Source organism: Streptomyces sp. NBC_00370, from assembly GCF_036084755.1.
In the GTDB taxonomy this organism is placed as follows: Bacteria; Actinomycetota; Actinomycetes; order Streptomycetales; family Streptomycetaceae; genus Streptomyces.
The window spans coordinates 2,375,009-2,387,986 of the sequence record NZ_CP107968.1 but is presented as its reverse complement, the minus strand read 5'-3'; the positions used below and the strand labels follow the sequence as shown (position 1 = coordinate 2,387,986).

The window sequence follows — 12,978 nt, the reverse complement described above, 5'->3', positions numbered from 1 at the left end:
ATAGTCATCACTGAACGTGTGCTGTACGTAAATTATGCCTTCGAGATCAAGATTTTTCTCGTGAGGATTTGAACTGATCACAAGAAGGTCACTAAGGTCAGGTCGAACCTTCGCGCGGTCGATCACCCATCCGGGGTGTCGGCGAAGGCACCGCCGAATCCACGCAGTTCAGCTCAAGCACGGGGGAGCCGAACATGTGGAGCCGGGACATGCGTCCCCCTTTGCCCGGTAGGCGGCTGAGGAAGAAGGAGCTCGCCTTCGTGGCGTCCCACCGTCGTCCCAAGCCTCCGAGCCGCACCCGTGTGACTGTGCTCACCGCCACTGCCGCCGCCGCCGTCGCGCTGACCTCCCAGGCCGCGCACGCCGACCCGAAGCCCACCACGAAGGACGTCAAGGCCAAGGTCGAGGGCCTGCGCCACGACGCCGAGGTGGCCACCGAGAAGTTCAACGGCGCCAAGGAGCAGCAGGACAAGCTCACCAAGCAGGTGAACTCCCTGCGCGACAAGGTCGCCCGCGGCCAGGACGAGCTCAACGACCTGCGCGACAACCTCGGTTCGATGGCGAGCGCCCAGTACCGCAGCGGTGGTATCGACCCCTCGGTGCAGCTCTTCCTCTCCTCGGACCCGGACACCTACCTGGACAAGGCGTCCACCATGGACCAGGTGAGCGCCAAGCAGGCCGAGGCGCTCCAGCAGATCCAGGCGAAGCAGCGCACGCTCGCCCAGGAGCGCAAGGAAGCCCAGGACAAGGTCAAGGACCTCGCGGACACCCGCAAGGAACTCGGCCAGAAGAAGAAGGACGTCCAGGAGAAGCTGGCGGCGACGCAGCGGGTGCTCCTCACCCTCACCGCCCAGGAGCGCGCCTCGCTCGCCAACGACGAGAGCCGCGCCAACCGCGCCAGCAGCCGGGTCGACCTCGGCGCCTCCGTCCCCGCGTCGCAGCGCGCTGCGGCCGCCTTCGCGGCGGCCCAGACCCGCATCGGCATGCCGTACGTCTACGGCGCGACGGGCCCCGGCTCCTTCGACTGCTCGGGACTCACCGGCTGGGCCTACGCCCAGGCCGGCGTCTCGCTGCCGCGTACCTCGCAGGCCCAGGGCGGCGCGGGCCCGCACCTCTCGGCGAGCCAGCTCCAGCGGGGTGACCTGGTCATCTTCAGCGGCGGCAGCCACATCGGTCTGTACGCCGGCAACGGCCAGGTGCTGCACGCCCCCCACCCGGGCGCGAACGTGCGCTACGAAGCCATGAGCAACATGCCGTTCAACTACGGCGTGCGCGTCGGCTAAGCCGCTCACCCGCCGCTGACACCCGCCCATTCGGGCGAAATTACGCGTCTTCCGCTGACGCCGCGCCCCGCCGATGACCTGTTGGTCTCCGGCGGGGCGTCACTTTGTATGCCCGGTGGGGTCGTTGGCCGTCCCGTGTCCGCCCGGCTACTGTCTGCATCCGCGCGGCAGGTGCCGCGCGGAGCGCGCCCGGTGCGTACGGCGCGCACAGCGGAAGGAAGTGCGGCTCTCTCGTGGTCTCCCATCGGCGTCCCTCACATTCCGGCCTGGTCCTGACCACACGCGTGACGGTCCTGTCGGCCGCGGCGGCGACGGCCGCCGCCGCACTCGCCGCGGCCCCGGCGGGCGCCGCGCCGAAGGACACGCCCGACACCACCCGGTCCAAGGTCGACCGGCTGTACGAACAGGCGGAACGGGCCACGGAGCAGTACGACAAGGCCGACGAGCGGGCCGACGCGCTCCGCAAGCTCCTCGGCAGCTCCCGCGACCGGGTGGCACGCGGCCAGGACCGCATCAACCAGATGCGCGGCGCGCTCGGTTCGGTGGTGAGCGCCCAGTACCGGTCGGGCGGCATCGATCCCGCCCTCGCCCTGCTGCTGTCGTCGGACCCCGACACCTATCTGGAACGCGCCTCCGTGCTCGACAGGGCCGGGGAACGCCAGTCGGGCGCCCTGGCCGAACTCCGGCAGGCCCAGCGGACCCTGAACCAGGAACGCGCCACGGCCACCCACGAACTCGCCGAGCTGGAACGGAGCAAGGCCACCGTCGCCCGGCACAAACGCACCGTCCAGGACAAGCTCGCCACGGCCCGGCGGCTGCTCAACACGTTGCCCGCCGCCGACCGCGCCTCCTACGGCCGCGCCTCACGCTCGTCCGGCCGGCCCGACGACCTGGACCTGGCCGGCGGCCTCGGCCCCGCCTCCTCACGCGCCGCCGCCGCCGTCATGGCGGCCAGACAGGCCCTCGGCCGGCCGTACGTCTGGGGCGCCAACGGGCCCTCCGGCTTCGACTGTTCGGGCCTCATGCAGTGGTCGTACGCACGCGCGGGCGTCGGCCTGCCCCGCACGTCACAGGCCCAGCGCTACGCGGGACACCAGATCCCGCTCTCCCAGGCCAGGCCCGGCGACCTCGTGGCCTACCGCGCCGACGCCAGCCACATCGCGATGTACGTCGGCAACGGCCAGGTCATCCACGCCCCCTACCCCGGCGCTCCGGTGCGCTACGACCCCGTCGGCATGATGCCGATCTCGTCCGTCACGCGCGTCTGAGCCGTACCCCCGGCACCCCGTACGATCTCCGGCATGCGCCGCCGTAACGCCCTCCAGGGACTCGCCGGGCTCCTGCTGGCAGGTTGCGGTTCCCCCGCGGCGGTGCCCGACCGGGCCACCCCGCAGATCGGCCGGACCCTCGACCGCAGGGCCGCCGCGCTGCTGCGCCGCGACGAGAGCGGCTACCTGGCGGCCGTCGACCCCACGGCCCACGCGCTGCGCGCCGCACAGCGCGCGGAGTTCCGGAACCTCGCCGACGTGCCGCTCAGCTCCTGGGCGTACCACCTCGGCCCGGTGCGGCGCACCGGGGACCGCGCCACCGTCCAGGCCGACCTGCGTTACCGCATCGCCGGCTACGACAGCGCGCCCGTCTCCACGCCCCGCACCCTGGAGCTGCGCGAGCGGCACGGCCGCTGGTACGTGACCGCCGACCGGCCCGGCGAGGACGGCGCCCAGGCGCTCTGGCAGCAGGGCCCGGTGACGGCCGTACGGGGCAGCCACAGCCTCGTCCTCGGCGCGGGACAGGGCGACACCGTGCTGCGGTCCGTGTCCGCCGTCGCCGACGCGGCCGTACCCGCCGTGAACGCCGCGTGGCCGGGCCCGTGGGCACACAGGGTCGTCGTGCTCGTCCCCGGCTCGCTGGCGGCCATGGCGGCGCTCCTCGGGGCACCGGCCGCCGGTTACACGGGCATCGCCGCCGTCACGACGGGGGAGACCGGCGGCTCGGGGGCGACACCCGCCGACCGGATCATCGTCAACCCCGAGGCGTACGCCGAACTCGGCGACTTCGGGCAGCACATCGTGCTGACCCACGAGACCACCCATGTCGCCACCCGCACCGTCACCTCGGCCGCCACCCCCACCTGGCTCTCCGAGGGCTTCGCCGACTGGGCCGCCTACCGCACCTCCGACCGCACGGCAGCGCAGATCGCACCGGAGCTGCGCGCCGCCGTCCAGCTCGGCCACGTCCCCGCCACGCTGCCCGACGACGAGGACTTCGCGTTCGGCGGCGACGCCGACCGGCTGGCCCAGGCGTACGAGGGCGGCTGGCTGGCCTGCGAGCTGATCGCGACCCGCTGGGGCGACCGGCACCTCACCGACTTCTACCGGGCGGTCGGCGAGCACGGCGGCCGGGACGGCGCCGTGGAGAACGCGCTGAACGACGTGCTGAAGACGACCCCCGACGACTTCACCGCGCTGTGGCGCGGCTATCTGCGGAAACGGCTGGGCTGACGTCCGCAGCGGGCTCCCGCCGCCGCGGCACCGTACCGCGCCACAGCCGCCCGCACGCGCACAGCGTCGCGGCGACCAGCAGCCCGTTGCGTACGAGCAGCAGCAGCACGCCGCGCAGGTCACCGCCGACCACATGCCCGAACCCGAGCGGGAACTCCAGCAGCGTCACCCCGGTGGCGGCCAGCACCAGCACGGCGGGCAGGGTCATCCGGCTCTCCCGCAGGACGAGACAGACGGCGGCGAGCCCCACCAGCCACAGCATGTACTGCGGGCTGATCACCCGGCTGGTCGTGGTGAACAGCAGAACCGCGGCGAACCCCGCGTCGCCCGGCGTGCTCGCGGTGAACTCCCGCGCCGTGATCCGCCACCACAGCAGCCACCCGAAGGCGAGCACCGACAGCGCCATCGCCGCCGACGAGACGAGCGGCACGTACGGCCCCACGAACTCCACCGAGCCGTAGTTGAGCAGCACCTGGCCGTGCCAGCCGAAGTGCCGGGCGATCTGGAAGACGAGCCCGCCCAGCGACTCCACCTCGGTGCCCCGGTCGCGCTGGTACGTCAGGAACGCCAGCGACCCCGGCATCGCCACGGCGGCGACCAGCACCACGGCAGCGCCGGTCACGGCCGCGGCCGCCCACGACACCCTGGTGGTCCTGCCGCGCGGCGTGCCGAGCAGCACCAGCACCGGCCACACCTTCAGCATCGCGCCGAACCCGGCGAGCGCGCCGAGCACACCGGGCCGCCGGACCCCGGCGAGCAGCGCTGCCACCGCGACCGCCGTCACCATCAGGTCGTACCGGGCGTACGCGGTCGGCCCCAGCAGCGGCACCCCCGCCACCCACACCCAGACCCCGCGCGGCGACCTGCCCGGCCGGGTACCGGCCCGCAGCAGCAGTCCGAAGGCCGCCGCGTCGCAGAGGAACGCCACGACGAAGAAGGCCGACGTGTACGCCATGAACGGCAGCGCACCGGGCGACAGGATCGCGAGCGCGGCCGCAGGCGGGTACTGCCAGGTGACGTCCCCGACCGGATAGCTGCCGGACTTCAGCACCTCGAACCAGCCGTGGTAGATCACCGACACATCGCTGGTGACATCGGGTCCCGGCACCACGACGACCTTGAAGACACAGAGCAGCAGCACCGCCCGGGTGACGATCCACACCGCGACAGGGAACCGTGCGCCGATCATGATCATCCCGTCGTATTCGTACGTACTGGCGGGAGACATGATGCCGGTGCCGACGGGTCGGGGGCCACAACGGCGGAACCGGCGCGGCCGTTCGGTACTGTCGGCGACCATGCGCAAGACCCTGATCGTGACGAACGACTTCCCGCCCCGGCCCGGCGGTATCCAGGCATTCCTGCACAACATGGCGCTGCGGCTCGACCCCGAACGGGTGGTTGTCTACGCGTCGACCTGGAAGCGCGGCGAGGAGGGCGCGGCGGCGACGGCCGCGTTCGACGCGGAGCAGCCGTTCACGGTGGTACGCGACCGTACGACGATGCTGCTGCCGACGCCCCGGGTCACCGCCCGCGCGGCCGGCCTGCTCCGTGAGCACGGCTGCGAGTCGGTCTGGTTCGGCGCGGCGGCCCCGCTGGGCCTGATGGCCCCGGCGCTGCGCCGCGCCGGCGCGCGCCGCCTGGTCGCCACGACACACGGCCACGAGGCGGCGTGGGCGCAACTGCCCGCGTCCCGCCGGCTGCTGCGCCGCATCGGCGAGGGCACGGACACGATCACCTACCTGGGCGAGTACACCCGCTCCCGTATCGCCGCGGCGCTCACGCCTGCCGCGGCGGGCCGGATGGTCCAACTGCCGCCGGGCGTCGACGAGAAGACCTTCCACCCGGGCTCGGGCGGCGCGGCCGTACGCGAACAGCTGGGCCTGACGTCGCGTCCGGTCGTGGTCTGCGTGTCGCGGCTGGTGCCGCGCAAGGGCCAGGACACGCTGATCCGCGCGATGCCGACGATCCTGGCGAGCGTGCCGGACGCGGTGCTGCTGATCGTGGGCGGCGGCCCGTACGAGAAGTCCCTGCGCTCGCTGGCGCGGACGACGGGGGTCGCCGAGTCCGTACGGTTCACGGGCCCGGTCCCGTGGCCCTCGCTGCCCGCGCACTACGGGGCGGGCGACGTCTTCGCGATGCCCTGCCGCACCCGGCGCGGCGGGCTCGACGTGGAGGGCCTGGGCATCGTCTACCTGGAGGCCTCGGCGACGGGCCTGCCGGTGGTGGCGGGCGACTCGGGCGGCGCGCCGGACGCGGTGCTGGACGGCGAGACGGGCTGGGTGGTGCGAGGCGGCGCGCCGGAGACGGCGGAGAGGGTGGTGACGCTGCTCGGCGACGCGGAGCTGCGACGCCGGATGGGGGAGCGGGGCCGCCGGTGGGTGGAGGAACGCTGGCGCTGGGACTTGCTGGCGACGCGGCTGCGTTCGCTGTTGTAGCGGTGCCGCCGTCCGGCGGTGTCGCCGTGCGGCGCGCGGGTCGGTTGCGGGTTCTGGTTGCGGTTGTTGCCGGGGGCCGTTCCGGGGTCGTGTCCTGCGCTGCATGATTTACGGCGCGTACTCGTCTGACGCGGAGCCACCGCCGAGATGCGCCACAAATCACGCTCTACGCTCCGGACACCACCCCTGCACGACCCCCTTCAGCCCCGCGCCACGGATCGGCTGCGCCGCGACCACCAGGGGCCGGCGGCCGGGCGTTCACGCCAGGGATGTTCCCTCGGCCCGCGGGACACCGCTTGCCCGCGCTGACGTGGGCGGTTGGGTGGGACCCACCTACGGGAGGGGGCCGGGGCCGGAGGAGGGGGGTGTCCGGACGTAAAGCGAAGGAGCTCATGCGACAAGCAGTCCGGACACCCCCCTCCGCAGGACCCGGAACCCGGCACCAGCCGAACGCGGCGCAGCCAAGACCCGCAACCGACCCGCCGTCGGAAGGCGAACCGTCAACCCTGATAGATCGCTTCGATCTCGTCGGCGAAATCCTTCGCCACCACGTTCCGCTTCAGCTTCAGCGACGGCGTGATGTGTCCCGACTCCTCCGTGAACTGCGCCGTCAAGATGCGGAACTTGCGTACCGACTCCGCCTTCGACACCGCCGCGTTCCCCTCGTCCACCGCCCGCTGCACCTCCGCCAGCAGCTCCGGGTCCAGCCGTAGCGTCGCCGTCGTCGAGCCTGGCTGTTTGCCGTGGTCGGTGGCCCAGCGGGTCAGGAACTCCTCGTCCAGGGTGATCAGCGCGCCCACGAACGGGCGGCCGTCGCCGACGACCATGCATTCGGCGACCAGCGCGTGCGCGCGGATCCGGTCCTCGATGACCGCCGGGGCGACGTTCTTGCCGCCCGCCGTCACCAGGATCTCCTTCTTCCGGCCGGTGATCGCGAGGTAGCCGTCCTCGTCCAGCGTGCCGATGTCGCCGGTGTGGAACCAGCCGTCCGCCAGCGCCTCGGCCGTCGCCGGTTCGTTGTTCCAGTACCGGGTGAACAGGTGCTCGCCGTGCAGCAGCACCTCGCCGTCGTCGGCGATCCGGACGACGGACCCCGGCAGGGGCTGGCCGACCGTGCCGATCTTCTGCCGGTCCCAGGGGTTGAAGGCGGTCGCCGCGCAGGACTCGGTGAGGCCGTAGCCCTCTAGGACCGTGAAGCCGATGCCCCGGTAGAAGTGGCCGAGCCGCTCGCCCAGCGGGGCGCCGCCGGAGATGGCGTACTCGCCGCGGCCGCCGAGCACCGCGCGCAGCTTGCCGTAGACGAGCCGGTCGAAGAGCTTGTGGCGGAGCCTGAGGCCGAGGGACGGGCCCTGCGGCGTCGACAGGGCGCGGCTGTAGGCGATGGCCGTGTGGGCCGCCTGGTCGAAGATGCGGCCCTTGCCGTCCTCCTGGGCCTCGGCGCGGGCCGAGTTGTAGACCTTCTCGAAGACGCGCGGGACGCCCAGGATCAGCGTCGGCCGGAAGGCGGCCAGCTCGTCGGTGAGGTTCTTGATGTCGGGGACGCAGCCGAGCTTGATGGGCGCCATCACGGACGCCACCTCGACCAGCCGGCCGAAGACATGCGCGGCGGGCAGGAAGAGCAGGACGGAACACTCGCCCGTACGGAACAGCGGCTTGAGGCGCTCGACCACGTTGCCGCACTCGGCGAAGAAGCTGCGGTGGGTGAGCACACAGCCCTTGGGGCGGCCCGTCGTGCCCGAGGTGTAGACGATGGTCGCGGGGTCGTCCGCCTTCGCGGACGCTGACCGGTCGTCCACCGTCTCGTCGCTGACATCGGCACCGGCCGAGGTCAGCTGCTCGGCGGCGCCGCCGCCGCCCGCGCCCTTGTCGATCTGCCAGACGTTCCGCAGGGCCGGCAGCCCGTCGCGTACCGACTCGATCGAGGCGGCGTGCTCCTCGCTCTCGACGATCACGGCGACCGCGCCGGAGTCGCCGAGGATCCACTGGATCTGCTCGGCCGAGCTGGTCTCGTACACGGGGACCGTGACCGCGCCTGCGCTCCAGATCGCGAAGTCGAGCTGCACCCACTCGAAGCGGGTGCGGGACATCAGGCCCACCCGGTCGCCGGGGCCGACGCCCGCGGCGATGAGGCCCTTGGCCGCCGCGCGTACCTCGGCGAGGAACTGCTCGGCCGTGACATCCGTCCAGGTGCCGGCGACCTTTCGGGCGAGGACCGCCACCTCGGGGTGGTGGGTGGCGTTGCGGCGGATGAGATCCGTCAGATTGCCGTCCGAGGGGACCTCGTACAGGGCCGGAAGACTGAACTCGCGCAAGACTGCTGCTCCTCATCGGGCGCCGGCGCCACGGCTGCATGAGCACGGCTGGACTGCCCGGACGTTACCCATCGGTACTGGCGCACGATAGGGGGTCCAGACCAGATGTTTCCCGCGTCACACGATTCTTCACGTACTCCGCGCACAGTAGTCCACCCCGCTGACACCCCGGCAGAAGTCGCAGGTCCGGAGCTCTCTACCCGGGTAGGGGAGGCGAGTTGCGTCTGTCGTTCGGATCAGGCCGGATCAGGGAGCGGTGCCGGCCCCCGCGAGCCCGGCACGATCCGAACGACAGGCCCTAGGGTGATCGGTATGCGGGTCAACGTGGTCAGTGACGTACACGGGAACGTGCGGGATCTCGCGCGGGCGGGTGACGGCGCCGACGCGCTGATCTGTCTCGGCGACCTGGTGCTCTTCCTCGACTACGCCGACCACTCGCGCGGCATCTTCCCCGACCTCTTCGGCGTCGAGAACGCCGACCGGATCGTGGAGCTGCGCACCGCCCGCCGCTTCGAGGAGGCCAGGGAGTTCGGCCGCGGGCTCTGGGCGGAGCTGGGTGTCGAGCCGGCGGACGCCATCGAGGGCGCGGTGCGCAGGCAGTACGCCGAGATGTTCGCCGTGCTGCCCACGCCGACGTACGCCACCTACGGCAATGTCGACATGCCGCCGCTCTGGCGGGAGTACGCGGGCCCCGGCACCACCGTCCTGGACGGCGAGCGCGTCGAGATCGGCGGCCTGGTGTTCGGCTTCGTCGGCGGCGGGCTGCGGACCGCCATGAGTACCCCGTACGAGATCTCCGACGAGGAGTTCGCCGCCAAGGTCGAGGCGCTCGGCGAGGTCGACGTGCTCTGCTCGCACATCCCGCCGGAAGTGCCGGAGTTGATCTACGACACGGTGGCCCGCCGCTTCGAGCGCGGCAGCCGCGCGCTGCTGGCCGCCGTGCGCCGTACCCGGCCGCGCTACGCCCTCTTCGGCCATGTCCATCAGCCGCTGGCGCGCCGGATGCGGGTCGGTGTGACGGAATGTGTGAACGTAGGACACTTCGCCTCGACAGGACGGCCGTGGGCCCTGGAATGGTGAGCCCCGCGCACGCGATAGCCTGCACGCGGCGTACCCAGTCCTGGAGGAGCACGGCGATGGCGGAACACACCAGTTCGAGCATCACGATCGAGGCGGCCCCGGCCGACGTCATGGGCGTGATCGCCGACTTCGCGCGCTATCCCGAATGGACCGGCGAGGTCAAAGAGGCCGAGGTGCTCGCCACCGACGCCGAAGGCCGTGCCGAGCAGGTCAGGCTGGTGCTCGACGCCGGAGCGATCAAGGACGACCACACCCTCGCCTACACCTGGACCAGCGCGCACGAGGTCAGCTGGACGCTGGTGAAGTCCCAGATGCTCCGCTCCCTCGACGGCTCGTACCTGCTGGCGCCGCTGGGCACCGACCGCACCGAGGTCACCTACCGGCTGGCCGTCGACGTGAAGATCCCGCTCCTCGGCATGATCAAGCGCAAGGCCGAGAAGGTCATCATCGACCGGGCACTCGCGGGGCTGAAGAAGCGCGTCGAATCCACCCCCGGAGTCTGATGCGTACGGTCCTGGTCACCGGCCCCGGCGGGGCCGGCCGGACGACCGTGGCCGCGGCGACCGCCCTCGCGGCGGCCCGGCGCGGCAGCCGCACCCTGCTGCTCTCCGCCGACCCCGAGGGGCAGCCGCTGCCCGTGCCCGCGGGGCCGCGCCCCGACGAGCCGGCCGAGGTCGCGGAAGGGCTGTGGGCCGCGCGCACCGACTCGGCGGGACACTTCCGCAGCGAGCTGCTCACCCTCCAGGAGCGGGTCGGCCCCGGGCTCGATCTGCTCGGCGCCCGCAGACTGGCCGGCGAGGAGCTGACCGAACTGCCCGGCAGTGAGCAGTTCGCCCTGCTGCACTCCCTGAGCGCCGCGGCGAAGGGCGACTGGGACGTCCTCGTCGTCGACATGCCGCCCCTGCGGGACGCCCTCGCCGTACTGGCCCTGCCCGAGCAGCTGCGCCGCTACCTGCGCCGGCTGCTGCCCCCTGAGCGGCAGGCGGCCCGCGCGCTGCGGCCGATGATGGCCCAGCTCGCCGGCGTACCGATGCCCGCGCAGTGGCTGTACCGGACGGTCGAGCACCGGGACACGGAGCTGGCCGCGGTCCAGGCGCTGATCGAGGACCGTACGACGACGGTACGGCTGGTCGCCGAGCCGGGACCTGCCGCCGACGAGACGCTGCGCTCGGCCCGGGTGGGGCTCGCCCTGTACGGGATCCGGGTCGAGACGCTGGTGGCGAACCGGCTCGTCCCCGCCCACCAGGCGGACCCGTGGGCGGCCGGCGTCGCGGCCCAGCAGCACAAGAGCCTCGACGGCTGGCACGAGAGCTGGGCGCCCGAGGTCCCCGTACGGGAGACCGCGCATCTGGGCCGCGACCCGCACGGCACCGCCGATCTCGCCGCCCTCGGCGTACCCGAGCCGGACGAGCGGACCGAGGGCCGGGCGGACGACCCCTGGTGGACCGAGGACCGGCTGGCCGACGACGGTCTGCTCGTCTGGAGCCTGTCGCTGCCCGGGGTGCGCAAGAAGGACGTCAACCTCGTGCGCAAGGACGACGAACTCCTGCTGACCGTCGGCCCGTTCCGCCGGATCGTGCCGCTGACCTCGGCACTGCGCCGCTGCACCGTCACGGGCGCCGCCCTCACCGACGATGTGCTGCGGGTCAGATTCACCCCGGACCCCGCGGTCTGGCCGCACGCCGACTGAACGTAATACGGCCGTTCGGGTACCGTCGGATACAAGCACCCTTTCGCCGTGCTCGGTGAGAGGCCCCTGTCACTGACGCGGGAGTACCCCATGAGCGATGCAACCGAGCGCCCCGCCGCCGACTCGGACGCCTGGGCCACGGCATGCGCGGAAGACCTGGCAGCCGAGAAGGCCAGGCGCCGGGCCGTCTACGGACCGCCGCCCGCCTCCGCCTCCGACGAACTGCGTAAATTCGTCGACGCCGTCTCCGACAAGGTCTCCTCGCTGCAGACCCCGCTGTTCGGCATGGCGGCGCAGGGAGCCGTCCAGCAGTTCATCAACCAGGCCAGGTCGGCCGTCGAGCCGGTCATCGAGCGCAACCCCGGCCTCTTCGACCATCTCGCCGCCGCGGGCAACGAACTCCTCGCCGCGTACCGCTCGGCGGTCGAGGGCCAGGAGACCCGCTGGACCCAGGGTCCCGTCACCCCGCCGACCGGCCCCGTCGACCTCTCGGCCGATCTGAAGAAGTCGGACGACCCCTCGGACCCCCGTGACGAACGGCCAGGTCCGGACGGTCATATCGACCTGGACTGAGGGGAGAAGCCCCGCCCTCGGGTACGGTTGCCCTTAGCGGGGCTCGACCGAAAACTGAGGGACACATGGGACTCACCATCGGCGTCGACATCGGCGGCACGAAGATCGCGGCCGGCGTGGTCGACGAAGAGGGCACCATTCGGGGGATGCACAAGGTGGCCACCCCGCAGACGGCCGAAGGAATTGTCGACGCGATTTGCGCTGCCGTATCGGGCGCGGGCGAGGGACACCAGATCGAGGCGGTCGGCATCGGCGCCGCCGGCTACGTCGACGACAAGCGCGCCACCGTCCTCTTCGCGCCGAACATCAACTGGCGGCACGAACCGCTCAAGGACAAGGTCGAACAGCGCATCGGCCTGCCGGTCGTCGTGGAGAACGACGCCAACGCCGCGGCATGGGGCGAGTACAAGTTCGGGGCAGGACAGGGCCACGACGACGTCATCTGCATCACGCTCGGCACCGGCCTGGGCGGCGGCATCATCATCGGCAACAAGCTGCGCCGTGGACGCTTCGGTGTGGCCGCCGAGTTCGGGCACATCCGGGTCGTGCCCGACGGGCTGCTGTGCGGTTGCGGCAGCCAGGGCTGCTGGGAGCAGTACGCCTCGGGGCGGGCCCTCGTCAGGTACGCGCGCCAGCGCGCGCACGCGACACCGGAGAACGCCGAGCGGCTGCTCGCGCTCGGCGACGGCACGGTGGAGGGCATAGAGGGCAGGCACATCAGTGCCGCGGCCCGCGACGGCGACCCGGTCGCCGTCGACTCCTTCCGGGAACTGGCCCGTTGGGCGGGTGCCGGTCTCGCCGACCTGGCGTCGCTCTTCGACCCTTCGGCCTTCATCGTCGGCGGCGGGGTGTCGGACGAGGGCGAGTTGGTCCTCGACCCGATCCGCAAGTCGTTCCGGCGCTGGCTGATCGGCGGCGAATGGCGTCCGCACGCCCAGGTGCTGGCGGCCAAACTGGGCGGTGAGGCAGGCCTGGTGGGAGCGGCCGACCTGGCTCGCCAAGGCTGAGAGCGGCAGCGCGCCACCGTCACGACCTACACGACTGTGCCCGCCGTATCCCGTCACCGGGGTACGGCGGGCACAGCCGTTTCCGGGGGCGCCG

General features: G+C 72.2%; 11 protein-coding genes. 9 read left to right on the top strand and 2 right to left on the bottom strand.

Annotation, left to right across the window (positions count from 1 at the left end; all coding sequences use genetic code 11):
* The first annotated feature begins 260 nt into the window (after positions 1-260).
* From OHS57_RS10385 to OHS57_RS10375, 3 genes are all read left to right on the top strand, one after another.
* On the top strand, positions 261-1,283 hold the full coding sequence (locus OHS57_RS10385) for a C40 family peptidase (RefSeq protein ID WP_041990610.1): 1,023 nt from the start codon (positions 261-263) through the stop codon (positions 1,281-1,283).
* Positions 1,284-1,516: 233 nt separating this feature from the next.
* Positions 1,517-2,551 (top strand): C40 family peptidase, encoded by a 1,035-nt coding sequence (locus tag OHS57_RS10380; protein WP_328581723.1) that lies wholly within the window; start codon positions 1,517-1,519, stop codon positions 2,549-2,551.
* Between the two features lie 33 nt (positions 2,552-2,584).
* The gene (locus OHS57_RS10375) at positions 2,585-3,784 is read left to right on the top strand and encodes a hypothetical protein (protein WP_328581722.1); all 1,200 of its coding nucleotides are present in this window, start codon (positions 2,585-2,587) and stop codon (positions 3,782-3,784) included.
* Here the strand turns inward: OHS57_RS10375 and OHS57_RS10370 are convergent.
* A complete protein-coding gene (locus tag OHS57_RS10370; protein WP_328585035.1) occupies positions 3,741-4,979 on the bottom strand; it encodes a glycosyltransferase family 87 protein in 1,239 nt (412 codons plus the stop codon). The two genes, OHS57_RS10375 and OHS57_RS10370, sit on opposite strands and share 44 nt — an antisense overlap.
* 103 nt (positions 4,980-5,082) lie before the next feature.
* On the opposite strand from OHS57_RS10370, the gene OHS57_RS10365 reads away from it, so the two are divergent.
* The gene (locus OHS57_RS10365; protein WP_041990615.1) at positions 5,083-6,222 is read left to right on the top strand and encodes a glycosyltransferase family 4 protein; all 1,140 of its coding nucleotides are present in this window, start codon (positions 5,083-5,085) and stop codon (positions 6,220-6,222) included.
* Positions 6,223-6,722: 500 nt separating this feature from the next.
* Here OHS57_RS10365 and OHS57_RS10360 read toward each other — a convergent pair whose 3' ends face one another.
* Positions 6,723-8,534: an AMP-dependent synthetase/ligase gene (locus tag OHS57_RS10360; protein ID WP_328581721.1), complete on the bottom strand. Its 1,812-nt coding sequence runs from the start codon at positions 8,532-8,534 to the stop codon at positions 6,723-6,725.
* Between the two features lie 312 nt (positions 8,535-8,846).
* On the opposite strand from OHS57_RS10360, the gene OHS57_RS10355 reads away from it, so the two are divergent.
* The 5 genes from OHS57_RS10355 to OHS57_RS10335 all read left to right on the top strand — a co-directional run bounded on the left by OHS57_RS10355 (position 8,847) and on the right by OHS57_RS10335 (position 12,884).
* Entirely contained in the window at positions 8,847-9,614 is a 768-nt protein-coding gene (locus tag OHS57_RS10355) for a metallophosphoesterase (RefSeq protein ID WP_107070196.1), read from the top strand.
* Positions 9,615-9,670: 56 nt separating this feature from the next.
* Positions 9,671-10,117: an SRPBCC family protein gene (locus OHS57_RS10350; protein ID WP_328581720.1), complete on the top strand. Its 447-nt coding sequence runs from the start codon at positions 9,671-9,673 to the stop codon at positions 10,115-10,117.
* Positions 10,117-11,304: an ArsA family ATPase gene (locus tag OHS57_RS10345; protein WP_328581719.1), complete on the top strand. Its 1,188-nt coding sequence runs from the start codon at positions 10,117-10,119 to the stop codon at positions 11,302-11,304. Before OHS57_RS10350 ends, OHS57_RS10345 begins: the two co-directional genes overlap by 1 nt.
* Positions 11,305-11,394: 90 nt before the next feature.
* The gene (locus OHS57_RS10340; protein ID WP_041990623.1) at positions 11,395-11,877 is read left to right on the top strand and encodes a DUF5304 domain-containing protein; all 483 of its coding nucleotides are present in this window, start codon (positions 11,395-11,397) and stop codon (positions 11,875-11,877) included.
* Positions 11,878-11,942: 65 nt separating this feature from the next.
* Positions 11,943-12,884 (top strand): ROK family glucokinase, encoded by a 942-nt coding sequence (locus tag OHS57_RS10335; RefSeq protein ID WP_041990624.1) that lies wholly within the window; start codon positions 11,943-11,945, stop codon positions 12,882-12,884.
* Positions 12,885-12,978 lie beyond the last annotated feature (94 nt).

Excerpts from the sequence above, each read along its gene's own strand:
- OHS57_RS10375 (WP_328581722.1), top strand. The coding sequence starts at position 2,585 with ATGCGCCGCCGTAACGCCCTCCAGGGACTCGCCGGGCTCCTGCTGGCA.
- OHS57_RS10370 (WP_328585035.1), bottom strand. The coding sequence starts at position 4,979 with ATGATCATGATCGGCGCACGGTTCCCTGTCGCGGTGTGGATCGTCACC.
- OHS57_RS10365 (WP_041990615.1), top strand. The coding sequence starts at position 5,083 with ATGCGCAAGACCCTGATCGTGACGAACGACTTCCCGCCCCGGCCCGGC.
- OHS57_RS10355 (WP_107070196.1), top strand. The coding sequence starts at position 8,847 with ATGCGGGTCAACGTGGTCAGTGACGTACACGGGAACGTGCGGGATCTC.
- OHS57_RS10350 (WP_328581720.1), top strand. The coding sequence starts at position 9,671 with ATGGCGGAACACACCAGTTCGAGCATCACGATCGAGGCGGCCCCGGCC.
- OHS57_RS10345 (WP_328581719.1), top strand. The coding sequence starts at position 10,117 with ATGCGTACGGTCCTGGTCACCGGCCCCGGCGGGGCCGGCCGGACGACC.
- OHS57_RS10340 (WP_041990623.1), top strand. The coding sequence starts at position 11,395 with ATGAGCGATGCAACCGAGCGCCCCGCCGCCGACTCGGACGCCTGGGCC.
- OHS57_RS10335 (WP_041990624.1), top strand. The coding sequence starts at position 11,943 with ATGGGACTCACCATCGGCGTCGACATCGGCGGCACGAAGATCGCGGCC.